The sequence below is a fragment of the Lachnospira pectinoschiza genome, from assembly GCF_020564355.1.
Lineage (GTDB): Bacteria > Bacillota > Clostridia > Lachnospirales > Lachnospiraceae > Lachnospira > Lachnospira intestinalis.
Map to the genome: position 1 here is coordinate 458,452 of NZ_JAJCRR010000002.1, position 24,498 is coordinate 482,949.

Sequence of the window (24,498 nt, forward strand, 5' to 3'; positions counted from 1 at the left end):
GATACGACACATACTAGTATTAACTTCTAATGGCAGATAAAAAACTGAACATGAAACTGCCACTTTGTGAGATTAGAAAATGGAGGGCAGTTAAAAATGAAAAATGTATTTGAAATCAGAACAGACCTTGCATTAGAGGTCAATGAGCAGGTTAATAGGGAAAAGGGAAGATTAAAAGGTGTTATTATAAATGAAATGAAGGATAATAAAACAGGGATTAAGGTCACGGTGCTTGAAATTACCGGGAAAGAAGGTGTCAAGGCACTGCACCGTCCGGAAGGAAAGTATATTACAATTGAAGCCGGAAAGCTGGGAACAACCGATGATGAATACAGCCAGCGCACGGCAGTTATTCTTGCCAAAAATCTCGAAGAACTCTTGTCCGGGTATATCCGCGAAAAAGAAAAAGCGACTGTTTTGGTGCTGGGGCTTGGCAATGCTGATGTGACAGCCGATGCACTCGGACCGGATGTTGTAAAAAATATTGAAATTAACCGCCATTATGCAAAGGAAGCCGGTATACAAGTTGCAGTGGCGGGACTGGCACCGGGTGTTATGGCACAGACCGGCATGGAAACGGCGGAACTGGTGCGTGGCGTGGTGCGTCAGTTAAAGCCTGATGTTTTAATTGCAATCGATTCGCTGGCGGCGCGGGACAGCAGCCGCTTAAATACGACAATCCAGTTATCCAGTCAGGGAATTCATCCGGGGTCCGGTGTCGGCAATCACCGTGTTGGCATTACGGAAGATGTTGTCGGTGTGCCGGTGCTTGCAATCGGAGTGCCGACCGTGGTGGACGCCCCGACAATTGTCAATGATACGATGGAAAATTTTTTAAAAGCCATTGCACAGTCGAAAGAATTAAAGTCTGTCAGCCGTATTTTTTCAGAATATTCCCCACGGGAAAAATATGAATTGATACGGGAAGTCATTTCGCCGGAAATGGTGAATATGTATGTGACACCGAAAGATATCGATGCCAATATCAAGGCAATCGGGCATATTCTTGCAAAAGCGATTGATATGGCGTGTGAAGATTTACAGATGATTGGGATTTAAAGGTATATCCGGCGGCAGAACAGAATAGGATAGTGTTGAACCTGAAAGAGGGTTTAATTAAACAGCCGGAGTTAGTGTGAAAAATAACGCTGATGCGCTTATTTTTCACACCACTATTTGTTTTTGAGCGAAAACAAATAGCCATGATTGCAGATGAGAAATCGCCTACGCGAATTTCTCATCGCATCTTCGCGACAAGTCGCTCAGAAATGGGTATTAATATGAATAAAAATAAGTACAGGCTTACAGGTGTTATCGTAATATTTTGTGCGGTGTATAGTGTTTTGATTTTCTGGAATAAGACAAATATGAAGACGGTTCTTACAGAGGTCTGTAAAGAACTGCTGTTACAGACCGGTGTACCGTCCTATGCCTATATTAAAAATGTGGACAATGACGATTTCACATTTTTTGAAAATGTAATCAATGATATTTGTCCTATTAATGAGTATTTAATGGCAAATGAAAATACAGGAGCGGTTTACACTGCGGCGGATGGCATTGCACAGGGAAATCCGGCGCAGGATTCGGAAAATACTTCCGGTAAATCTTCCGAAAATGCTGCGGATGTGCAAATCTCAGCTGAGCAGACAGACCGGACGGTACCATCGCAGGAAAATACTTCAAATGCGGCACAGCCGGATAACAGTGCGCAAAATGCAGACACACAGGCACAGCAGGGAAAAAATGCGGATGCCCGCCAGGTTATTTCAAGAAATACGGTAACAGGTACGGTATTTTCTAAAGCCCAGCTATGTGATTTTTCGTTTGTTTCCAAATTCTATACGGTAACAAGCATTACATCGTTGACAGAAAATATTTTAAGACCGGAAGAATTTTTAAATAAAGATTTGTCTATTACAAAGGATGTCACCAAGCCGCAGATTTTGATTTTCCATACCCATTCGCAGGAAACATTTGCAGATTCCGTGGCAGGTGACCCCACAACAACGATTGTGGGGGTGGGCGACTATCTGACGGAGCTGCTGACACAAAAGTACGGTTATCAGGTGATTCATGATACGAGTGTTTACGATTATGTTGACGGTAAGCTTGACAGAAGCAAGGCGTATACATATGCGGAAGAAGGTATTGCAAAGATTTTGCAGGAAAATCCGTCGATAGAGGTTGTGATTGATCTGCACCGGGACGGTGTGGCGGAAACCACGCATCTTTTAACGGAAGTTGATGGCAAAAAAATGGCTAAAATTATGTTTTTTAACGGTTTAAGTTACAGTCGTGTCAATGGGGATATCGGCTATCTGTACAATCCGTATCGTGATGACAATCTGGCGATGAGCCTTCAGATGCAGCTGATTGGAAAGGCTTATTATCCGGATTTTCTGAGAAATATTTATGTCAACGCATACCGTTACTGTCTGCATGAGCGGGGACGTTCCATGCTGATTGAAGCCGGGGCACAGACCAATACGGTAGAAGAAGTTAAAAATGCCATGGAGCCGCTGGCGGACATTTTAAACAAGTTTTTAAGCGGTGAAAAAGTGTATGAATAAGAGTTGATAAAATAAGACATTTGCACTATACTAGTAACGAAATGCAGTGGTAAAATGCATTTTATAAAATGATGATGTTGCAGACATTACAGTAAAAAGGCTTTTTTGTAATCCGTTCTTTGGGGCGGGTGTGGCAAGGAGATTGGATTTTCAATGTCTGCGGAATGGAGAGTTATATGACATTAGAACAGTTAGAGCCAAAAGAAGTATTTCATTATTTTAAAGAAATTTGTAAGATTCCACACGGTTCAGGAAATGTAAAGCAGATTAGTGATTATTGTGTTGATTTTGCAAAACAGCACGGATTAAAATACAGACAGGATGAAAGTCTGAATGTAATTATCTGGAAAGACGGTACGTCAGGATATGAAAACAGCCCGGCAGTTATTTTGCAGGGACATATTGATATGGTTGCGGTAAAAGAAGAAGACTGTGTAAAGGATATGGAAAAAGAAGGACTGGATTTAGAGATTCAGGACGGATATTTATCTGCAAAACAGACTTCACTCGGTGGAGATGACGGTATTGCGGTTGCATACAGCCTTGCCCTGTTAGCGTCTACGGATATTCCACACCCGCCGCTGGAAGCCGTATTTACTGTTGATGAAGAAATCGGTATGCTGGGTGCTGCGGCAATCGACCTTTCTGATTTAAATGGAAAAATCATGCTGAATATGGATTCCGAAGATGAAGGTATTTTCTTAGCAGGCTGTGCGGGCGGTGCTTCCGTACGCTGTGACATTCCTGTGACAAAAGGTACAGAAACCGGTGTCGGACGTACACTCACTTTAAAAGGATTTACCGGCGGACATTCCGGTACGGAAATCATCTGCCAGCGTGCCAATACGAATGTCTTAATGGGCAGAATTTTAATGGAATTAAACAATGAAATGTCTTTCTTTGTGACATCAATTTCCGGCGGTGAAAAAGATAATGCGATTGCAAAGGTCGGTAAACTGGAATTATTAATCCAGCCGTCGGATGCGCAGACATTTACAGAAACTATGGAAAAGATTACGGCAACGTTAAAGCGTGAATACGAAGTAACCGACCCGGATATGCAGATTGTGATAACAGAAGATAATGAAGAAAAAGAAACGCTCGTATATCACCCATCCTGCACGATGAAGTTAATGCTTGCACTGGTACATCTGCCATACGGTGTTGTAAAGATGAGCAATGATATTAAGGGACTGGTACAGACGTCTTTAAATCTGGGTATTATTAAGGAAACGCAAGACTGTGTCAGATTGTGTTATTCTGTAAGAAGCAGTGTAGGTTCCGAAAAAGAATGGCTCATTGAAAAGCTGTACAGCCTGACTGAATTTTTAGGTGGAAGCTGTACAATAGACGGTCCTTATCCGGCATGGGAATATAAGAAAGATTCCAAGCTGCGCGAGATTATCTGTGAGGTTTATGAAGAACTTTATCATGAAAAACCGCTGATTCAGACAATTCACGCAGGCGTGGAATGTGGACTGTTCTCTGAAAAGATTCCGGGACTGGATTGCATTTCATTCGGTCCGAATATTTTGGATATTCATACAACAAATGAACATCTTGATATTGCATCTGTAGAAAGAACATGGAAGCTGATTCTTGAAGTGCTTGAAAAACTTAAATAAGGCATTGGTACAGCAGTTCAACAGCTTTGGCAATCGTATCTGTCTTTAAGGCAGAATAATTAATAACGAGCGTGTGGTTTACGGCAATGTCCCGATGAAAATAATACTGGGAGAGGCAGGTGATTTTAAGACCTGCCTCTTTTGCTTTTTGTGTAAGCTGTTCATCACTCATAGACGTATCTACTTTCATCAGGAAATGCAGACCGGCATCCTTTTCCTGAATAGTTACAAGTGCATCAAGCGGGCTTTTTTTAATGGCAGAGATTAGAAAGTCGCGCTGATTGCGGTAATAAATGCGCATACGGTTGATATGCTTTTCAAAATGTCCTTCACGGATAAAGCGCGCCAGCGTGTACTGTTCAAAATTCGATACCGTACAGGAATAAAAGCCAAGCCGCCGGTTAAACTGCTCCATTAACGGGAGCGGCAGAACCATGTAACTGATACGGATTGTCGGTGCGAGACTTTTGGTAAAGGTATTCATATAAATAACCTTATTCATCACATCAATGCTTTGCAATGACGGAATCGGTTTGCCAAGCAGGCGGAATTCACTGTCATAATCGTCTTCAATGATGTATCTGGAAGGCTCTTTGGAAGCCCAGCCTAACAGTTCGTAGCGGCGGCTGACCGGGGTTACGATACCGGTCGGATAGTGGTGTGACGGCGATAAATGTAAAATGTCCGCATTGCAGGCAGAAAGCGCCGCCATATGAATTCCTTCATTATCTAAAGGAAGACACAGACAGTCTACGCCGTGGCTTTCATAAATCATGCGGATTTTGCTGTATCCGGGGTCTTCAACGGCAAAGGTCTGATCTGTTCCGAAAAGCTGGATTAAAAGACCGTACAGGTATTCCGTACCGGCACCGACAATAATCTGTTCCGGCAGGACTTTCATGCCGCGGAAATCGGACAAATGCCGTGCTATGGCTTCACGCAGTTCTAAAATGCCGGCAGCAGGAGAAGGGGTCAGCAATTCGCTGCTGCAGTCAGACATGACTTCCTTCATCAGCTTTGCCCATGTATAAAACGGAAAATTGGCGCCGCTTGCGTGATTGGTCGAAAAGTCAATCTGATAAGAAGTATTTGCATCAGGTTGTTTTGAAAATGTTAAAGATGTATGGGCGGCAGACAAAAAATTCGTATTTTCAGGCTGTGAATGTGAATAGGAAGCAGCAAAAACAGGCTGTCCTACAGCCGCAATATCGGTCACATAGTAGCCTTTTTTGGGCAGGGAATAGATGTATCCTTCGGCAATTAACTGGGCATATGCATTTTCAACGGTAATGGTGCTGATGCCGAGATTTTTGGCAAAAGAGCGCTTGGAAGGCAGTTTGTAATCCGGTGCAAGTTCACCGGATAATATATCATTTTTAATACATTTGTATAAATGTTCGTAAAGGCTGTCAGAGCCGGTATTATCAAAAGAGTAAGTAAGCATATGGTTCTCCTTGCTGTAGTATATATTAGAAATTATAATCGCTTCCGGCAGGAATGTAAATGCTTATTCATAACAAAAAAATATTAGTTGACAAATATCAAAAGATAGCATATACTAATAACAGATTTTCAATAATCCTTTTTCACAGGCAGTATTTTGTGTAAAAGGTTCTTAAAATTCAACAAGGGAGCAATCCATAAATCAGCCGGCACGTCCGGAATAATCCATTATTTATTTGTGAATATCTTGAATTTTCAAGTATATTTAAATTAATATTTTATGCAAAGGAGAGTAACATGGAGTACGGGGATTTTTTACAGTGTGTACAGGAGTATGCAAAAAAAGAAACAGGCAGAGGAGGTGTTGTAAGCATTAATCATGTTATCAAAAATAATGGCTGTGAACTGGACGGTCTGGTCATTATGGAAGAAGGAAAACATATATCGCCGACAATTTATCTGAACGGGTTTTATAAACAGTATCAAAACGGCAGGACGGTAGAGGATATTGTCAGAGAGATTCTTCACATATATAATGAAAATAAAGATAACATTCAAATTTGTCCGGACTGGTTTCAGGATTTCGATAGGGTGAAACAAACCATCGCATATAAAGTCATTAATTATTCCAAGAACGAAAAATTATTAAAAAAGATTCCGCATAAGAGGGTATTAGACCTTGCAGTAGTATATTATTGCCTGCTCAGCCAGTCAGAAGGAGAAACGGCAACGGCATTAATATATAACAACCATCTGGAGGGCTGGCATGTGACAGAACAGCAGGTGCATGAAATTGCTGTCAGTAATACGCCGGGCTTGTTGCAGAGCCAGATTTATCCGCTGTCTTCCCTGATAGGACTGGTATTAGAGGATTTAAAAATGGAAAAGGAACTGCTTATGGCAGCGGAAATGTATGTGCTGACCAATAATACAAGGCTTAATGGCGCAGCGTGTATCTTTTATGAGGATGTCTTGAAAAAGTTTGCCGATACGCTCCAGACAGACTTATATATTCTTCCCTCCTCCATTCATGAGGTGATTCTGCTGCCCAAACTGGCACGTTACGATGCGATGAATCTGGAGGATATGGTGCGGGAAGTCAATACTGACGGCGTATCAAGGGAAGAAGTATTGTCGGATAAAGTGTATATATACCGCCGCAGTGATGGATTTATTACGATGTCATTTTAAATACCGGATTTTTCAGCCGGAATGCTGTGTGGTATTTAAAACAGAATCGGCATTTATGCAGGATATTGGGGACTTAAAGAAATATTACACATCAATTTCTGATAGAACAAAAAACAGCGGCAGTAACACTGCCGCTGTAAAATGGATGTACATGATGGGGGTCGAACCCACGGCCTTTCGCTCCGGAGGCGAACGCTCTATCCACTGAGCTACATGTACGAACTCAATTATTTTACAACAAAAAATCATTTTTGGCAATGATTAATTGAATTAAATTAAAAAAAATAAAAGCACCTTGAAAATTTAATGCTGCACGGTAATTTATCGATAGACAGGCGGGGTCTGTTCCATTATAATAAAATACAACGCTAAAAAAGGAAAAAAAATTTTATGACAAGATTAAAAGCATTATTAAAAAAAGCAGACAAGGCGGCAGTTATCGGCATGACAGCTGCGGTAGTAGCAATGGCGACACTGGGTGCAGGAGGGGTAAAGACTTACGCATCCGATTATTCCGTACAGAAGTATGTGGACAGTTCCGATGAAAGCCTTGTGCTTGACGGGGATACATGGCACTGCTACAAAAACGGACAGATTGACTATGACTATGACGGCATTGCCTTAAACGAATACGGCTGGTGGAAGGTTAATAACGGTGAAGTTGATTTTTCTTATTCAGGAATGGTGTTAAACCAGTACGGTTGGTGGTATGTCAATAACGGCGGACTGGACGGCAGCTACAGCGGCATGGGTGTAAATGAGTACGGCTGGTGGAAGTATGACAACGGAACGGTTGACTTTAACTACAGCGGCATTGCCTTAAATGACTATGGCTGGTGGAAGTTTGTAAACGGCAGCATTGATTTTGGCGTCAACGGACTGGACTTTGATGAAGCAACCAATACATGGTGGTATTTTAACGGCGGTGCGATTGATTTCGCATTTGACGGTATGGCATTAAATGACTACGGCTGGTGGAAAGTCAATAACGGTTCGGTAAACTTCGGCTTTAACGGCTTATGCAGCAACGAGTACGGCACATGGAAGTTTAATAACGGAACGGTTGACTTTGGTTACAACGGATTTGCCGCAGACGGCGAAAATACATGGTACGTCGTAAACGGCAGGGTAGCGACAGAATACTCCGGCACGGTAGACGGCAAGGAAGTCAGAAACGGTCAGGTCATTGATACGGTTGTGATTGAGGTCAGACATCATGGCAGAACACCGGAACTGGCAAATACAACAGGGAATGTCACAGCTCAGCCGGATTTGACCGGACCTGTTGAATATATTGAATATGTTACAGTACAAGTAGATAAGGATGGCAATATCGCAGAGCCGGTGTATGCAGAAAATAGATGGAAACCATCTGATTATCCTAGTACTGATGATTGTTATGTGATTAATTCGATTGTACTTGAAGATGGAAAATTTTTCTGTACCAAAGAGGAAACGGATTTAAGTAGTTTTGATGTTCAAGATTTACGCCCATATATTCACAATGGAGTAGTTGATGTTTATTTAAACTGGTTCAGATATGTAGGATAATAATAAAACAATTAAATATAAGATATATGAAATACCGCTTGTGAAACTTCCACAGGCGGTATTTTGTTTATCTGTTTTAAAGTTTTTGTCTAGTATATTTATATTGTAACTATTAATCGGGTTTATTTGTAACTCATTTACAACAGATTCTATTTAAAAGGAGGAATAAAGTATGCGATTTATAAAAAAGCATAAGAAACTTATTACAGCGCTTACGGCGGTGTTACTCATTGCAGTAAGTTTAGGCACATATGTAAGCCAGACATGGGCGGCTTATGACACATGGAACAGTCTTGCATATATGGAGTTTAGAACAGGATTGGGTGAAGGACAGCACTCTATGACTGATGTTAGGACATATGGTGGTAATTATACGAATGATGTTGGGAAAATCTACTCTGACAGAAGCCATTTTTTTGATGATATCAGATTGGAAGCTTCATCAAGAGTTACCTATACTAGAAAAATAAGGGTTAATTCCGGTCAGCGGCTTACGATTGTAGCAGCACAGGAAGATACAGCAGATGCAGGCGGTTTAACTGAAAATGCAGGGCTGCAGTTTTACTGGTCTGTAGGTGAGTATGATGAAAACGGAAATATTGTATTTGACGGTGGCTGGCGTGGCTCAAGCGGCACATGGACGGTCGGAGTTACGGAAAACGGTGATACAGGATATGGTAAGAGTGGATACCCGAATGGCGAGGATATAAGTACCAGACAGAATAAGGTAAGATATGTTGTGCCAATTTTTAGGTGGAATAATGGAGATGAAACTGTGGGAAGTGGTAGTAATTTAGCACTTAAAAAGGCGGATATTCCAGACCGTTTTCATGTCTTCACCATGATAACAGACCCATTTACCTATACCTTTAACTTAAACGGCGGACAGGTCAATGGTTCAGGCAGTGCAGTTACCATGCAGCGGTTAGGAATTGAAAACGTATCCGTACCGCAGACACCGACAAGAAACGGTTATGTCTTCACTGGCTGGAAGATTACATCCACAGGCGGCAAGCAGGCAGGAAAGGTTTATGATGCCGGACAGCTCGCAGAAATGTTCACTGATGGAAAATACTGGTCATCCCTGTTTGAGGATGCCACCTTTGAAGCCCAGTGGGTACAGGCAGACTGCTTTGTAAGCTACATGGGAAACGGAGCTGACAACATGTCTGATTTTTACCGTTCCTATAATGCGGCATATGACGGAAACACTGCGGAAAACTTCTTATTTAAGAGAACAGGCTACACATCGGTATCCGGAAGTACATGGGAAATAAAAGACCAGTTCTTAAATCTTACCGGAGGCCGTGACGGCGGCGGTACGCTTCCGTCTTCCGGCACGCTTACCAGTATCCGTACAAAATGCGGCGGCAGGTATCAGTGCGTTGACATCAGCGCGGCAAGCTATGCGGACGGCGCAAATGCACAGATATGGGACTGTGTAAACGGCAATGCACAGATGTATGCCTTTGTGTTTGCGGGCTTTGAAGACGGACTGCCGTACTGGGTCATCCGGAACAATGCAACGGGAAAGGTACTGGATGCCGCCATTGGCACAGGCATAGATGGCGGAAATAACGGCGCAAACATCCAGCAGTGGGCATACCACGGCGGTGACAACCAAAAGTGGACGCTTCAGATGGCGGGGGACGGATACTTCTATATCCGCTCAAAGCTTGACCCAAACCTTGTGTTAGACCTTCTCTACGGAAGCACGGACAACGGCACAAACCTCCAGCTGTGTAACTACTACGGTGGCGAAAACCAGCAGTGGTATCTGTGGGACAACACCATCAACTTATCAGCAGAATGGACAAACAGTAATTATAAAGTGGACTACAACGCAGACGGCGGCACGCTTCTTGATGAAAACGGAAATGCGACAATAGATACGGTAAGAACATACGAATATGACAAAACCTATGATTTCCTGAAAGCCAAAAGAGCCTACACCGTAAGCTATGAAACCAACGGCGGCACGGCAGCAACCGGTGAAGAAAACACCAATGCACAGGCAGAATTTAACGGCTGGAATGAACAGCTGGACAGCAATACCACTCACGGTGAGGTGCAGGGTTTATATGACTGGACGATCGGGACATTAAACTGGGCGGCATATTACAACGGCAATCCCGACATTTTAAATGCCGCGGGAAATGTCTATGATACCATCCGTGCAATCATGCACTACAGGGCATTCGGCATATCGGAAAACAGACAGTTTACCGGTGCTTCCTACTGGCTGCCGTCCGTGAGGTTTAAAAACCTGACCGCAAACGGCGGCACGGTAAATGTAAAAGCAGATTATACCAACGGCACAGTTACACTTCCAAATGCAGAAAAAGCTTCCGTTGAGATTGACGGAAAGAATGTAAGTTATACTTTCGACGGCTGGTATCTGGATTCTGCCCTTACAAATCGTGTCGGCGGCGCAGGAGATACATATACACCGGCAGGAAATACAACGCTGTATGCAAAATATACAACACGGTCTGAAAACCTTATTTTTAACCAGAAGATACGTGTACGTTATGAAAATGCAGACGGCACATGGACTTCATACACCACCATTTTTGATAAGGATTTCAGGACCGGGGATACGGTTGATTATGATTTTGGCAGTCTTGATACAGATAAGTGGGTAAGACCGGCGGTAGTAAAATATACAGTCAGCGGACAGTACCAGACCGAGGGCTATACAACAAGCGTTGATATTTACAGACAGACTTACAATGTAACAGTAACATACGACAATGCCGATGCTTTCAGTGCAAAAAGCGGGGAGGGTACATACCGCTGGGGAGAAAATGTAACGGCATCCGTTACGCTCAGTGAAAAGACCGCGCAGTATACCTATAAGTGGGCAGGATTTGAAACGGAGTCCCGCCTTACCTTCAGAAACGGCACATCAAAGACATCAAATCCGGTAACATTTGTCATGCCGGAAGAAAATGTCACGTTAAAGGCATGTTCTGCATCACAGACCAATGAATATACCGTCACCGTTGAGCATTACTACATGGATACGGCAGGAAACTATCCGGACAAACCGTCCGTGGCAGAAGCTTTAACACCGTACTACGGCGAAACACTGGTACATAAAACCCTTGCCCGTGAAATAAAGGGGCTTTCATTCAATGAAAATAAGACGATTCAGGAGAATGGAAACCGCACGCAGACGGAAGTTAAGGGAAATACCACGGTCAGACTTTATTATGACAGGACGGTATGCACCGTTACCTATGACTACAGAACAAACGGCGGTACGTCGGCGGATAAGGAAACCGTAAAGACCTACTACGGTGCGGATGCCGACATTTCCGTTGCAGCATACAAAAACGGCTGGGAACATGCCGGATGGAATACAGAAAGTGATTCAGAAACAGGACTTACCCGGTACACCGTCACCGGAAACGTCACACTCTATGCCGTGTACCGCAAGGACATCACCGTGACATTCGTGGACTTTGCACAGACCTATAAGAGGGAAGGCTCCATGTACAACAACGACACCTATGCCCTTATCGATGCGCCACAGTGCAGTGCCTATGGCGGATGGGAAAATGTGTCGGATGTTACGGCAGTAGGATTTAACAGCAGGGCAGACATCATCGCGGAAGGTGCTGAAAAGATGGAGGTAAAGTCCGGGGAGGAACATTTAAAAATCCCGGACAGCATTACCTACTATACCGTGTGCCGGGCAGACGTAACACTGACCTATGAATTAAACGGCGGAACGGAAAATGACACCACAAAGCCGGTAACGAAAACCGTGTACTGCAATGCGGCTGCCCCGCAGGAAGTAAAGGGCTTTAAATTACAGCTTGGCGAAAGTGTAAAGGAATCCGTTGACCTTGACGGCTATACCCATTCCTATGCATTTGCGATATGGGCCCAAAACAGCCCGGAGAGCGAAACACGCTTCCCATGCAATGCAGATTATGTCTTAAAGAAAAATACGGTCATGTATGCCGTCTGGGATGAAACGGTGACACCGATTACCTACTATATCGAATTTGACGGCAATGCAGGCACTGCCGCAAGAAACGTGCCTGAAAGAATGGAAGTGCAGTATGGAGAGGAAGTCGTTCTTCCGGAGCAGAAGCCGGAAAGGACGGGATTTACCTTTATGGGATGGAATACAAGAACGGACGGACAGGGAACGGAATACCAGCCGCAGGATACGGTAAAGAACCTTACAACCGTAAACCACGCCACGGTAAAACTGTATGCCCAGTGGAAACAGCGCCGCATTATCCTTGTAAAGGCGGCATCGACCGTCTATAACGACACCATCATTAAAAGAATCCCCGGTGACGAGGAATGGTATGATTCGGTAGGGCATTTAACCATCGATGAACTGAAAAACTACCCGGATGAACTTTGCGAGCAGGTATGGCATATCGACAAGCAGGGTAATATCACACAGGTGAAATAATTTAAAACACAGCTTTTATCTAAAAGAACAAATTGAATTAAATTTTAAAATTTGTTAAAATATTAAAATAGCTTGTGAAATAAGAATTGGAGAAAACATGGAAGTTCGTATTAATAAATATTTAAGCAGTGCGGGATATTGCTCCAGAAGGGAAGCAGACCGCCTGTTAGAACAGGGCAGAGTAACCATAGACGGCATTCCTGCACAAATGGGAAGTAAAGTGACAGATGGACAGACAGTTTTTGTCGATGGAAAATCAATTATAGAAGAAGATGAAAAGATTTTGCTGGCATTTTACAAACCAACGGGAATCGTGTGTACGACAACGGCAAATCAGGGTGATAATAATATTGTTGATTATATTGGGTATCCTAAAAGAATCTACCCGGTTGGCAGGCTGGATAAAGATTCAGAAGGGTTAATTTTAATGACAAATAACGGAGAGATGATGGATAAAATTCTCCGTTCAGCCAACGGTCACGAAAAGGAATACATTGTAACCGTAAATAAAGAGATTGATGATTCATTTATTAAGGCAATGTCTGGAGGAATATATCTGGCGGAGTTAGACAGAACAACGAAACCGTGCAAAGTAACCGCATTGGGAAAGAAAACCTTCCGCATTATCCTTACACAGGGATTAAACCGGCAGATCCGGCGTATGTGCAGTACACAGGGAAGGGAAGTTGTGCAGCTCAAAAGAATCCGTATCATGAATATTTTATTGGGAGATTTAAAGCCCGGAGAATACCGGAATGTGACAGAAGCAGAATATCAGCAGTTAAAGGAGCAGTTATATGATTCAGCAAAGTAAAATGGACAGAATTAAAGAATTGGTAGAATTACTCAATAAGGCAGGGAAAAGCTATTATTCAGAGGGCAGGGAACTGATGTCTAATTATGAATATGATGCTTTATATGATGAATTGGGTATGCTTGAAAAAGAAACAGGTTATATTCTTTCAAATAGTCCGACCGTAAATGTCGGCTACGAGGTGCTTAGTGAACTGCCTAAAGAACGTCATGAATCTCCAATGTTAAGTCTTGATAAGACGAAAAGTCCGGAAGCGCTGGCAGAGTGGCTTGGCAGTCAGAAAGGTCTGCTTTCATGGAAGCTGGACGGTCTGACAATTGTATTGACCTATGACAATGGACAACTGCAAAAAGCTGTTACAAGAGGAAATGGCGAAGTAGGAGAAATTATTACCAATAATGCCAGAGTATTTAAAAATGTTCCTGTGACCATTCCTTTTAAAGGAAAACTTGTTCTGCGTGGAGAAGCGATTATTACGTATTCAGATTTTGAGCGTATTAACGAACAGATTCCGGAAGCCGATGCAAAATATAAAAATCCGAGAAATTTATGCAGCGGATCTGTCAGACAGTTAAATAATGAAATTACGGCACAGCGTAATGTCCATTTTTTTGCATTTACACTGGTATCGGCACAGGATGTTGATTTTGATAATTCCAGACAACGACAGTTTGAGTGGCTTAAAGATCAGGGGTTTTCGGTTGTTGAATATAAAATGGTTACAAAAGACACGATTTTAGACACGATAGAATGGTTTGAAAAAACAATTGTAACAAATGATTTTCCGTCAGACGGTCTGGTAATCTTATATGATGATATTGCATATGGAGATTCTTTGGGAAGAACAGCAAAGTTTCCAAGAAATGCGATGGCGTTTAAATGGACAGATGAAACCGCAGAAACGACACTGCGAGAAATAGAATGGAGTGCTTCAAGAACCGGTCTGATTAATCCGGTTGCCGTTTTTGACCCGGTAGAGCTTGAAGGCACGCAGGTCAGTCGTGCAAGTGTGCATAATATCAGTATTGTTGAAAGTTTAAAACTTGGTATTGGTGATCGCATTAAAGTATTTAAGGCGAATATGATTATTCCGCAGATTGCAGAAAATCTTACACAAAGCGGTAATTTAGAGATTCCGGAAGTCTGTCCGGTATGCGGCGGGAAAACGCAGATTAAACAGGTTAATGATGTCAAAACACTTTACTGTATCAATGAAGACTGTCAGGCGAAACATGTAAAAAGTTTTGCCCATTTTGTATCAAGAGATGCATTGAATATCGATGGATTGTCAGAGGCAACACTGGAAAAATTTATTCAGCACGGATTTTTAAAAAATTTCTGTGATTTATACCATTTGGAAAAATTCCGTGATGAAATTATTGCTTTAGACGGATTCGGGGAAAAATCCTATGAGAATCTGCTGACATCTGTTGAAAATTCAAGAAATACAACGCTGCCGAAATTTATTTACGGACTTGGCATTGCAAATGTAGGACTTTCCAATGCCAAGATGATTGTGCAGGCATTAGGTAACGATATAGAAAAAATAATTCATGCCGGAAGACAGGAACTTGAGAAAATAGACGGCGTAGGTGCAGTCATTGCAGATACATTTGCTTCCTATTTTGAAAATGAAAAAAATAAAGAAGAATTTTATAAGCTGCTGCAGGAAATGCACATTGAAAAAGCGCCGGACAATCAGAATAATCAGATTCTTACCGGTAAAGTGTTTGTAATTACAGGTTCATTGGAACATTTTGAAAACAGAAATCAGTTAAAAGAACGCATTGAACAGCTTGGCGGCAAGGTGACCGGTTCTGTGACAGGAAAGACATCATACCTGATTAATAACGACAGCCATTCTACGTCATCTAAAAATAAGACTGCGGCAAAACTGGGAGTTCCTGTAATAACAGAAAACGAATTCCTTGAAATGGCACCGATGAATGATGATGGCAGATGATGACGGTTGCCGATAAAGAGAAAATATGCTATAGTGTGACTGCGTAAGCACAAACCAACAGGAATAAAAGCGTTGTGCGGAAATGAGGAAATTATGCCAATTAAAATACAGAGTGATTTGCCGGCAAAGGCAGAACTGGAAAATGAAAATATATTTGTAATGGATGAACATAGAGCAATGACACAGGATTTCCGTGAATTGCAGATTTTAATTCTGAATCTGATGCCGATTAAGCAGGATACGGAATTACAGCTTCTGCGGGGACTTTCAAACACACCGTTACAGATTGATATTACTTTTCTGCAGATGGCAACACACATTTCAAAAAACACCTCAGCTTCCCATTTGAAGAAGTTTTATGAGGTATTTGAAGATATTAAACACCGCAAATTTGATGGGATGATTATTACAGGTGCACCGGTTGAAAAGATGAATTTTGATGAGGTGAATTACTGGAAAGAATTATCTCAGATTATGGAGTGGTCTAAAACACATATTACGTCAACACTTCATATCTGCTGGGCGGCACAGGCGGGATTATATTATCATTACGGGGTAAAAAAGGTACAGCTGGAAAAGAAGTTATCCGGAATATACCGCCATCATGTAATGAATAAAAAAGAACCGCTGGTACGTGGATTTGATGACTTTTTTATGGCACCGCATTCACGCTATACGGAGGCCTGCCGGGAGGATATTTTAAACAATCCGAAATTGAAAGTGCTGGCGGATTCAAAAGAAGCCGGAATATATATTGTCATGGCACAGGAAGGCAAACAGATTTTTGTAATGGGACATCCTGAATATGACCGTATGACACTGGATCAGGAGTATAAGCGGGATGTGAAAAAAGGCATTATGCCGACTTTACCGGTACATTATTATCCCGATGATGATCCGACGCAAAGACCGATATTATCATGGAGAAGCCATGCCAATAATCTATATACGAATTGGCTCAACTATTACGTATACCAAAGCACACCGTATGAGTGGCACTAATTATAAGGGGAGGACATTCTATGACAGAAAACGAAATGTTACAGGCAATTTATTCTGATATGCAGAATATGAAAAACGATATGCAGGAAATGAAGACTGACATGCAGAATATGAAGGCAGATATGCAGAACATGAAGTCGGATATGAAAGAAATGAAGACTGATATGCAGGGTATGAAGACTGATATGCAAGGTATGAAGACTGATATGCAGGGTATGAAGACTGATATGCAAGGTACGAAGACTGATATGCGGGGAATGAAGACTGATATGCAAGGCATGAAAACGGACATACGGGATTTAAAAGGCCGTGTATCCAGTATTGAAATGACCATTGAGAATGAAACAAACCGCAATATCAGAATTATTGCAGAGGGACATGCCGATTTGTGCAGAAAACTGGATGAAGCATTGAAGGTAGAAAACGAAAAGGAACTCCTTCTTGTCCGGACGAATATAATGGAAAATGATATCCGGAAGATTAAAGATAAATTAGAAATTGCTTAATCAGACTTTGGAGGTGCGTGCATTGAGCAGTCATAAACAGACTTGGATAAAACATCTGCTGTCAGAAAAACAGATGTCTGAAGCATTTGTAAACAGTGTATTTCTGGCATTGTCCGGAGGCTTTCAGGATGCGTATACATACAATACAAGAGATGAGGTTTTTTCAAATGCCCAGACGGGAAATGTTGTCCTGATGAGCCAGCATTTTATGAACCGGGAATGGCAGATTGGGCTGCGGTATTTGTTCCCTTTACTGGCATTTGTATTTGGGGTCTTTGTTGCAGAAAATGTACAGAACCGCTTCAAGTATGCTAAAAAAATGCACTGGCGGCAGGGAATTTTGTTGGCCGAAATAGGGATACTCGCGATTGTAGGATTTATTCCAAATGCTTATAATATGATAGCAACCGTAATGGTATCGTTTGCCTGTGCAATGCAGGTGCAGACATTCCGCAAAGTGGGTGGCTATTCTTATGCAAGCACAATGTGTATCGGAAATTTAAGAAGCGGAACAGCCGCATTGTCTTTGTATTTAAGAGATAAAAAAGCTGAACATCTGCGGCAGACCTTTTATTATTTTGGAATTATCTTTTTCTTTGCCATTGGTGCGGGCATTGGTGGTATTTTATCTGTCTGTTATGGGATTCATGTTATCTGGATATCTTGCATATTGCTGTTTATCAGTTTTCTGCTGATGTTTTTGGAAAAATTAAGATAGTGATAGTTAAAAGAAGTGGGTAAGCATAAAATGTTTACCCACTTCTTTTTATGCGTAGTAATCAATATTTAAATCAGATGAATCTGCCTGCACAAGACTTGAAAAAAGTTTTTCGGCATATCCTTTTATAATTGTTCCATAAGAAGATGAAGAACCAAACAGATTTTTTACATTTTCGATATTATCCGAAGAAACGGCTGTTTCGTCAAAAGAAAGTGTACCGTCATCGGTGACTGTAATGCCGACAGGCAGAAGCTGGTTCTTTACATTCTGTGTTGCATTTTTCATAGCATTCAGATAACCGTTTTCTGTTGAATTTAAATCAGCGGAAGTATGGTTTTGCAATGTATTGTTATACTGTTCTGTATAATTTTTTAAATAGGTAACTAAGGTTTGCGCCTGCACGGATGCATAGTCTGTTAAATACAGATTTTTTGTGGCAGCTGCTAAGAGCTGATCAGACTGAGCCAGGGCTGTATTATCGGCAGATACAGAAATAGTGGTTGTTCCAAGTACATTCTCTGGTGTATTTAAAGCCTGCTGCGCAGCAGAAGAAATAGCTTTGGCATATTTAATGCTGTCACTTACAAAATGCTCATCTTCACCAAAAACAGCATCCAGTTTTGTGCTTGTTACATCTGAAAAATTGGTAGTATCGAATTTTAATTTATTCGTTGAAGTACGTGTAATACCAAGACTTTTTAATGAATCTTCATATTCGGAAAACAGGCTGTCCATTTTATCCATGTACTTTGTGAGTTTCTTGGAACCGGTTATACCGGATGCGGAAGACATTAAATCATTATAGGTATTTACAAAACTTTTGATTTTATTCTGTGTACGTGCAGTAGGTCCGTCCGATGTATCAATATCTTTTAAAGAACGTAATTTATGCTTGAGTGAAGAAGCACTCTGACGGGTTTCATCTGCATCGCTGTTGTACTTTACAATTCTTTTTGTCGATGAAAAAGCATAAGAATTGTTTGCTGTCAAATTATTTAAAATTGCCGAAGCATTAATTGTAATAGACATCTATAAACACTCCATTCTGTCAGACTGACATTTATTTTAATCGCATTTTGTTTGGTGTATTTTTGTATAAGCATTGTACCATTATACTTTTATGTATATCGGCTGAATCTCCAAAAAATTAAGAGTTCTTTTTGTGACTGCGTTTTTCGCGGTTTAAGCCTCCGGACATATGGGTGCAGCCATTATCTAAAAAACGTGCCCGTTTAATACTGTCTTCACCATATTTATCCCGAATGGAATCAACCGCTTTATTCAACATCGCAAACCGTTCATTTTTATCTTCATCAAAAAGGTTAATTTGATGAAAAGCAGTGTCTGTCGCATGTGCCGTGGAAACACCGAGCAGACGGATTGGAACATGATTCCATGTCAGATCAAACAGCCGGCAGGCATTTTCATAGATGATTTCTGTTATATCTGTTGGTGTAGAAAGCGTACATTGACGGGATAGGTGTCGAAATTCATTATCAACAATTGTGACAGACACCACACCAATATAAGCGTGTTCTGCGCGGATTCGTGCACCGACTGTTTCGCTGAGGGAAAGAAGAATGGTCTTTGCATTTTCAGCATCTGTAACATCAAAATGCAGTGTAACAGAATTGCCAAAGCTTTTATTGGCAGCTTTGTGGTTTACCGGCAGTTCAATATCAAATCCATTTGCATAATTCCAGATCAGTTCTCCGTGCTTTTTAAAATGGCTCACAAGCAGCTGCGGATTGCTGGCGGCAACATCACCAATCGTATGAATCCCCAGGGCTTCCAGCTTTTTGCACATTGAAGGTCCGACAAAAAACAGTTCTCCCACAGGGAGCGGCCACATTTTTTTGGGGATTTCTTCAGGAAAAAGTGTATGCACAAGATTTGGTTTCTTAAAATCAGATGCCATTTTAGCAAGCAGTTTATTTGTTGAAATACCGATATTAACTGTAAAGCCAAAGCGGTTTAAAATATCGTCTTTAAGCTGGTGTGCAAAAGCAACCGGATCGCCGTACAACAGACCGGTACCTGTCATATCACAAAATGCTTCATCAATGCTATATTGTTCAACAACAGGCGCAGTCTGTTTCAAAAAATTCATAAGCTGTTCGGACATGGATACATATGTTGCAAAATCAGGCGGAACAATTAAAATATCAGGACATTTTTTCCGGGTCTGTACAAGAGGCTCTCCTGTCTGGATGCCATAGGCTTTAGCGGGAACAGACTTTGCAAGAACAATGCCATGCCGTTTCTTTTCATCTCCGCCGATAACAGCCGGAATTGTCCGGATATCTAACGCTTCCGGATTGTCACGAAGCCGCTTTACAGCAGTCCATGAAAGAAATGCGCTGTTTACATCAATATGATAAATAATGTGTGATGGAAAATCGCTCATGAAAAACCTCCTTATTTTTAACAGTATATCAAAACAAATGTTCTGTGTAAATCTTTAAACAGCATAAAATTATATAAAAAAACATATAAAATCATGTTATAATGTGCGTAAGCAATGAGCCATGCCGTCCGGAAGTCTAGAAAAGAACTGTGCTTGCACAAAGTTCTTTTCTAGACTTCCGGACGATAGGGCGAACGCCCGACAGAGCAGGAAAATTCATTTTCCTGCTCGTGCATGGCGGAAAAGCCGGCGAAAAGGAGAAAAGGTTAAAATGATGGATGAAAAAGAAATTATGCCATACAATTTTTTTAAGTATGGCGGAGTATATACAGGTGAACATCACGGTATGCGTTATCTGATAAAAAATACCGGAGAAAAACCGGATTTTAAATTGATGGTACAGGTTTGGTTAGGACCGTATGCTTCGATAGCAGTTCCAGATGAAAAAAAGACAACACAGTATTTTGAAAGCAGTGTTGAAGGCCGCAAAGAAGCAATTAACTGGCTGCATGAGCAGTATGAAACACGCAGGGGTGAGTGGGATACGGCACCCGCACTGCTGGATGCCGTACTGCCGCAGTAATTGTATGAAATAATGCCGGAATTAAAAGATTTAAAACTACGTGGGGCTGCTCACAGCCGGGTGCGTTCTGCTGTCAGAAATGAAGATTTTATTAATACCACAAAAATAAAGACGGCACAGCAGGCACCGGTAAAAAGCCGGAAAAACAGTGAGTCCGTTCCTAAAAACAGCAATAAACGGCAGAACATCTGTGAAAATAAAATTGAAACAGCTGTATATAAAAGCGGCTGCAGGATGTATTTCCAGACCGGAAAACCGATATGAAACAGATGGTTTAAATATAGAAAATGTGCAATGCAGACCAAAATCTGTGAAACCAGCGTGCCAATCAGATATCCGCGGATACCGGTTTTGGGAACGAGCAGAACAAGAAAAGCAATGCGCACAAGAATTCCGGCAATGGTCTGGACACAGGTCAGGGTAGTACAGCCAAGACCGTTTAAAATACTGCCAAGTGTTGTTGTCAGATAGTAAAAAGGACACAGCCATGCAAGAATCATGACAAAATTTTCAACAAGCGGTTCTTTAAACAAAATAGCCCCCATTTTAGCACCATAAAATAAGAAAAGTGCGGTGCTTAAAAATCCCATTGCCATACAGATTTGCAGGGAGCGGTTCAAAGTATGTACAATCCGTGCATTGTCACCGTCTGCCTGCGCACCGGAAACTTCCGGCAGAAGCATGACAGCCATGGAATTGGTTATGGCAGACGGAAACAAAATAAGCGGAAGGGACATCCCCATAAGAATACCATAAATACTTAAAGCCTCATTCTGCGTATTGCCAAAAAGCACAAGCTGTGCCGGAATCAAAATAGATTCTCCACTTTGCAACAGATGCATTAAAAGACGGTTGGCAGTCAGCGGAATAGAAAACACCACGGTTTTTTTGATACATTCAGGTAAAGAATGAAACCGGAATGTTACGGTTTTATCAATCAGCAGAGCAAGGATACAAATCAGGCAGGAAGCTGCTTCACCGGCAAGATTACCGTAAACGGCGCATAAAACAGAAACAGGACGTTCGTTTTGTGTACAGTATACAGTGTACAAATAAACGGCACCAATCCGTGCAAACTGTTCAAACAGCTGGGAAAATGCAGGGAGTCCAGCCTGCTTTTTTCCGAGATAATAGCCGTTTACGCAGTTGTGAAAAGTACAAAATGGAATAGCAATTGCAAGAATCTGGATAAAACGGGAGCAGTCTTTGTTTAGAAAAATCCGTACAGCAATAAAATCTGCGTAAGCATAGGTGAAAAATGTAAAAAGAACAGATAGCGGAAGTGCAACGGCTAAACCGGCAAAAAGCCATGTACTTTGAAATTTTTTTGCAGCACAAAATCGTGAAATGGCAGTCTGAATACCGGCAGAGCATAGCGCAAATGCAATGCCAAGCACCGGTGTGACAAGCTGGAACATTCCTATACCATCAGCACCAATCTGGCGGGTTAAAAAAATACGGTAAAAAAATCCCGCAATCCGGCTGATAATACCAGCCAGTGTCAAAATTACAGTTCCTTTTAATACAGCATTTTTATTAAATGAAAAGTTCATCGTTGTAACCAACCGGAATGTCAAACAATTATTATCAATATATGCATGCATTGAATATATTATTAATAAGAAATGAAAAAAGGGGATGGCAGTATGATTTATATGGACAATGCCGCAACAACCCGGCTGCACCCGGAAGTTATCAATGCGATGCTGCCTTATATGGGAAAACGGTATGCCAATCCATCCGGTGCTTATACATTTTCAGCAGATGTAAAAAACGATATAAATAACGCAGAGGCATTTCTTGCCAAGACCATTCAGGCAAAGCCGCAAGAAATCTATATTACATCAGGTGGAACAGAATCGGACAACTGGGCAGTCAAAATTGCAGCCGAGGAACACCGCAGGGGACACATTATTACAACAGCAATGGAACATCATGCAATTTTAAAAAGCTGTGAAGCAGTTGAAAAGGAAGGGTTTTATGTGACTTATATCCGTCCGGCTGAAAATGGGATTGTCCGTCTTACGGATATTCAGCGGGCAGTCCGTCCGGATACATTCTTAATTTCAGTAATGGCAGCCAATAATGAGATTGGCACAATTCAGCCGGTTGCGCAAATTGGTGCATTTGCACGCAGACACCGTATTTTGTTTCATACGGATGCAGTGCAGGCATATACGAATATGGATATTGATGTCAATGCCATGCAGATTGATATGCTCAGTACCAGTGCACACAAATTAAACGGACCGAAGGGAATTGGATTTTTATATATCCGCGAGGGCTGTGTAAAGACACCGTTTATCCACGGCGGCGGACAGGAGCGTGGGATGCGCTCAGGCACGGAAAATACGGCAGGGATTATCGGTTTTGCAAAGGCGGCGCAGACTGCCATGGCAAATAAACCGGTGCGGACACAATATGAAATGCGGATGCGGGATTATATGATTCACAGAGTTCTTACAGAGATTCCTTTTTCACGTTTAAACGGGGACAGCAGAAAGCGGCTTCCGGGAAACATGAATTTCAGCTTTCAGTTTGTTGATGGCGGGACGTTGATTGTAATGCTGGATAAGCAGGGAATTTGTGCATCGGCGGGTTCTGCCTGTTCTACAGGCTCCGGTATGCCTTCACACGTATTAAAATCTATCGGACTGCCGGATGAATTAAGTTTCGCAACAGTCCGTTTTACCATTAATGAAGAAATCACCCGCCAGGAAATTGATTACGTTGTGAATTGCCTGAAAAATGATATTGCCCAATTGCGGGAACAGTCCGAGGATTACCAGAACTTTTTGTGAAAATATTTTAAAGGCGGATAAATTCGGGCTTTCGCTGATGGAAAAGCGTGTAATAAGAAAAACCGCAGTCTTTGAGTAAATCCACAATAATATCAAAAGCAAATGCCATATCCTGCGGCTTATGGGCGTCGGAACCGGTTGTGAGGATTTCGCCGCCCAGTTCGCGGTAACGTTTCAAAATAAAACAGCATGGATTTGCCTCTTTTAAACCATAACGAAGTCCTGCTGTATTGATTTCAATGCCTTTTCCGTTTTCAATCAGTTTTTTTAAAATCATATCCAGCAAGTCCGTGTAATCCGCAGGCTGGTAGTCTGCATCTTTCTTAGGTGCATAGCGGACAACGTAGTCTAAATGTCCGTAAACGTCAAAATTATCGCAGCAGCAGATACTTTTGTAAATATTTTCAAAATAAGTACAGATACTTTCCTTTGGTGAGTGATGTTCCCAAAAAGATGGATAATAAGGGTCACTTCCGTCCACTAAATGTGTTGATCCAATGATAAAATCCAGCCGGTGTGCAGGGTCATAATTGTTAATTTGTTCACAAAGATGTGGCTGCAGACCCTGTTCCACACCGATCCGGACATCAATTTTATCTTTATAAATTTTCTTTAATACAGATATTTTTTCTAAATAAGCATCTAAATCCAACAAAAAGACGGTTTTTCCATCTTCTTTCGGGTAATCATAGTCATTGTGGTCTGTAAAACAGATGTGAGACAGCCCCAGTCTGACTGCGTTATCTATCATAGATTCCGGTGAAGCTTCAGAATCCGAAGAAAAATGGCAGTGTAAGTGGCAGTCCGATAAATTTTCAAAGCCTTGCATTATATCTCCAATCCGCCGTGTTAACGGCATTTATCATAGCTCTTTTAGTAT

General features: G+C 41.7%; 18 protein-coding genes and 1 tRNA gene. 13 read left to right on the forward strand and 6 right to left on the reverse strand.

Features of this window, described 5'->3' with window-relative positions; translation table 11 throughout:
- Positions 1 to 96 precede the first annotated feature (96 nt).
- The 3 genes from gpr (at position 97) to LI288_RS05365 (ending at position 4,198) form a co-directional block, all read left to right on the forward strand.
- Positions 97 to 1,059, forward strand: coding sequence for a GPR endopeptidase (gene gpr, locus LI288_RS05355; RefSeq protein ID WP_227089686.1), 963 nt, complete (start codon positions 97 to 99; stop codon positions 1,057 to 1,059).
- Positions 1,060 to 1,280: 221 nt separating this feature from the next.
- Positions 1,281 to 2,573, forward strand: coding sequence for a stage II sporulation protein P (locus LI288_RS05360; protein ID WP_227089687.1), 1,293 nt, complete (start codon positions 1,281 to 1,283; stop codon positions 2,571 to 2,573).
- Positions 2,574 to 2,749: 176 nt separating this feature from the next.
- On the forward strand, positions 2,750 to 4,198 hold the full coding sequence (locus LI288_RS05365) for an aminoacyl-histidine dipeptidase (RefSeq protein WP_022432945.1): 1,449 nt from the start codon (positions 2,750 to 2,752) through the stop codon (positions 4,196 to 4,198).
- On the opposite strand, the gene pdxR is transcribed toward LI288_RS05365, so the two are convergent.
- Positions 4,191 to 5,642, reverse strand: coding sequence for a MocR-like pyridoxine biosynthesis transcription factor PdxR (gene pdxR, locus LI288_RS05370; RefSeq protein ID WP_227089688.1), 1,452 nt, complete (start codon positions 5,640 to 5,642; stop codon positions 4,191 to 4,193). The genes LI288_RS05365 and pdxR overlap by 8 nt on opposite strands.
- Positions 5,643 to 5,938: 296 nt before the next feature.
- Here pdxR and LI288_RS05375 point away from each other — a divergent pair, with 296 nt between their 5' ends.
- Entirely contained in the window at positions 5,939 to 6,832 is an 894-nt protein-coding gene (locus LI288_RS05375; protein ID WP_022432943.1) for a DUF5688 family protein, read from the forward strand.
- 146 nt (positions 6,833 to 6,978) lie between these two features.
- On the opposite strand, the gene LI288_RS05380 is transcribed toward LI288_RS05375, so the two are convergent.
- Positions 6,979 to 7,051: transfer RNA gene (locus tag LI288_RS05380), tRNA-Arg, on the reverse strand.
- Positions 7,052 to 7,222: 171 nt separating this feature from the next.
- Here LI288_RS05380 and LI288_RS05385 point away from each other — a divergent pair.
- From LI288_RS05385 to LI288_RS05415, 7 genes are all read left to right on the forward strand, one after another.
- A complete protein-coding gene (locus LI288_RS05385; RefSeq protein WP_227089689.1) occupies positions 7,223 to 8,383 on the forward strand; it encodes a hypothetical protein in 1,161 nt (386 codons plus the stop codon).
- 172 nt (positions 8,384 to 8,555) lie between these two features.
- Positions 8,556 to 12,821, forward strand: a complete 4,266-nt coding sequence (locus LI288_RS05390; protein WP_227089690.1) for an InlB B-repeat-containing protein — start codon at positions 8,556 to 8,558, stop codon at positions 12,819 to 12,821.
- Positions 12,822 to 12,918: 97 nt separating this feature from the next.
- On the forward strand, positions 12,919 to 13,635 hold the full coding sequence (locus LI288_RS05395) for a pseudouridine synthase (RefSeq protein WP_227089691.1): 717 nt from the start codon (positions 12,919 to 12,921) through the stop codon (positions 13,633 to 13,635).
- Positions 13,619 to 15,598 (forward strand): NAD-dependent DNA ligase LigA, encoded by a 1,980-nt coding sequence (gene ligA, locus LI288_RS05400; RefSeq protein ID WP_227089692.1) that lies wholly within the window; start codon positions 13,619 to 13,621, stop codon positions 15,596 to 15,598. The genes LI288_RS05395 and ligA overlap by 17 nt, the downstream gene beginning before the upstream one ends.
- Positions 15,599 to 15,691: 93 nt before the next feature.
- Complete coding sequence (gene metA / locus LI288_RS05405; RefSeq protein ID WP_022431276.1) at positions 15,692 to 16,600, forward strand: homoserine O-acetyltransferase MetA; 909 nt, start codon at positions 15,692 to 15,694, stop codon at positions 16,598 to 16,600.
- A gap of 20 nt (positions 16,601 to 16,620) precedes the next feature.
- A complete protein-coding gene (locus tag LI288_RS05410; RefSeq protein WP_227089693.1) occupies positions 16,621 to 17,106 on the forward strand; it encodes a hypothetical protein in 486 nt (161 codons plus the stop codon).
- Between the two features lie 73 nt (positions 17,107 to 17,179).
- The gene (locus LI288_RS05415; RefSeq protein WP_227089795.1) at positions 17,180 to 17,824 is read left to right on the forward strand and encodes a YoaK family protein; all 645 of its coding nucleotides are present in this window, start codon (positions 17,180 to 17,182) and stop codon (positions 17,822 to 17,824) included.
- Between the two features lie 48 nt (positions 17,825 to 17,872).
- Here LI288_RS05415 and LI288_RS05420 read toward each other — a convergent pair whose 3' ends face one another.
- Together LI288_RS05420 and LI288_RS05425 are read right to left on the reverse strand one after the other, a co-directional pair.
- Entirely contained in the window at positions 17,873 to 18,856 is a 984-nt protein-coding gene (locus LI288_RS05420) for a hypothetical protein (RefSeq protein ID WP_227089694.1), read from the reverse strand.
- 118 nt (positions 18,857 to 18,974) lie between these two features.
- Positions 18,975 to 20,234 carry a DNA polymerase Y family protein gene (locus LI288_RS05425; RefSeq protein ID WP_227089695.1) on the reverse strand — a complete coding sequence of 420 codons (1,260 nt, stop codon included), beginning with the start codon at positions 20,232 to 20,234 and terminating at the stop codon, positions 18,975 to 18,977.
- A 271-nt stretch (positions 20,235 to 20,505) separates the two neighbouring features.
- Between LI288_RS05425 and LI288_RS05430 the strand changes: the two genes are divergently transcribed.
- Positions 20,506 to 20,817 (forward strand): hypothetical protein, encoded by a 312-nt coding sequence (locus tag LI288_RS05430; RefSeq protein WP_227089696.1) that lies wholly within the window; start codon positions 20,506 to 20,508, stop codon positions 20,815 to 20,817.
- A gap of 50 nt (positions 20,818 to 20,867) precedes the next feature.
- On the opposite strand, the gene LI288_RS05435 is transcribed toward LI288_RS05430, so the two are convergent.
- A complete protein-coding gene (locus LI288_RS05435; protein ID WP_227089697.1) occupies positions 20,868 to 22,370 on the reverse strand; it encodes an oligosaccharide flippase family protein in 1,503 nt (500 codons plus the stop codon).
- 93 nt (positions 22,371 to 22,463) lie between these two features.
- On the opposite strand from LI288_RS05435, the gene LI288_RS05440 reads away from it, so the two are divergent.
- Positions 22,464 to 23,618, forward strand: coding sequence for a cysteine desulfurase family protein (locus LI288_RS05440; protein ID WP_022431269.1), 1,155 nt, complete (start codon positions 22,464 to 22,466; stop codon positions 23,616 to 23,618).
- A gap of 7 nt (positions 23,619 to 23,625) precedes the next feature.
- Here the strand turns inward: LI288_RS05440 and LI288_RS05445 are convergent, their stop codons facing one another.
- Entirely contained in the window at positions 23,626 to 24,447 is an 822-nt protein-coding gene (locus LI288_RS05445) for a histidinol-phosphatase HisJ family protein (RefSeq protein WP_227089699.1), read from the reverse strand.
- Positions 24,448 to 24,498: the final 51 nt, after the last annotated feature.

Excerpts from the sequence above, each read along its gene's own strand:
- gpr (WP_227089686.1), top strand. The coding sequence starts at position 97 with ATGAAAAATGTATTTGAAATCAGAACAGACCTTGCATTAGAGGTCAAT.
- LI288_RS05360 (WP_227089687.1), top strand. The coding sequence starts at position 1,281 with ATGAATAAAAATAAGTACAGGCTTACAGGTGTTATCGTAATATTTTGT.
- LI288_RS05365 (WP_022432945.1), top strand. The coding sequence starts at position 2,750 with ATGACATTAGAACAGTTAGAGCCAAAAGAAGTATTTCATTATTTTAAA.
- pdxR (WP_227089688.1), bottom strand. The coding sequence starts at position 5,642 with ATGCTTACTTACTCTTTTGATAATACCGGCTCTGACAGCCTTTACGAA.
- LI288_RS05375 (WP_022432943.1), top strand. The coding sequence starts at position 5,939 with ATGGAGTACGGGGATTTTTTACAGTGTGTACAGGAGTATGCAAAAAAA.
- LI288_RS05385 (WP_227089689.1), top strand. The coding sequence starts at position 7,223 with ATGACAAGATTAAAAGCATTATTAAAAAAAGCAGACAAGGCGGCAGTT.
- LI288_RS05390 (WP_227089690.1), top strand. The coding sequence starts at position 8,556 with ATGCGATTTATAAAAAAGCATAAGAAACTTATTACAGCGCTTACGGCG.
- LI288_RS05395 (WP_227089691.1), top strand. The coding sequence starts at position 12,919 with ATGGAAGTTCGTATTAATAAATATTTAAGCAGTGCGGGATATTGCTCC.
- ligA (WP_227089692.1), top strand. The coding sequence starts at position 13,619 with ATGATTCAGCAAAGTAAAATGGACAGAATTAAAGAATTGGTAGAATTA.
- metA (WP_022431276.1), top strand. The coding sequence starts at position 15,692 with ATGCCAATTAAAATACAGAGTGATTTGCCGGCAAAGGCAGAACTGGAA.
- LI288_RS05410 (WP_227089693.1), top strand. The coding sequence starts at position 16,621 with ATGACAGAAAACGAAATGTTACAGGCAATTTATTCTGATATGCAGAAT.
- LI288_RS05415 (WP_227089795.1), top strand. The coding sequence starts at position 17,180 with ATGTCTGAAGCATTTGTAAACAGTGTATTTCTGGCATTGTCCGGAGGC.
- LI288_RS05420 (WP_227089694.1), bottom strand. The coding sequence starts at position 18,856 with ATGTCTATTACAATTAATGCTTCGGCAATTTTAAATAATTTGACAGCA.
- LI288_RS05425 (WP_227089695.1), bottom strand. The coding sequence starts at position 20,234 with ATGAGCGATTTTCCATCACACATTATTTATCATATTGATGTAAACAGC.
- LI288_RS05430 (WP_227089696.1), top strand. The coding sequence starts at position 20,506 with ATGATGGATGAAAAAGAAATTATGCCATACAATTTTTTTAAGTATGGC.
- LI288_RS05435 (WP_227089697.1), bottom strand. The coding sequence starts at position 22,370 with ATGAACTTTTCATTTAATAAAAATGCTGTATTAAAAGGAACTGTAATT.
- LI288_RS05440 (WP_022431269.1), top strand. The coding sequence starts at position 22,464 with ATGATTTATATGGACAATGCCGCAACAACCCGGCTGCACCCGGAAGTT.
- LI288_RS05445 (WP_227089699.1), bottom strand. The coding sequence starts at position 24,447 with ATGCAAGGCTTTGAAAATTTATCGGACTGCCACTTACACTGCCATTTT.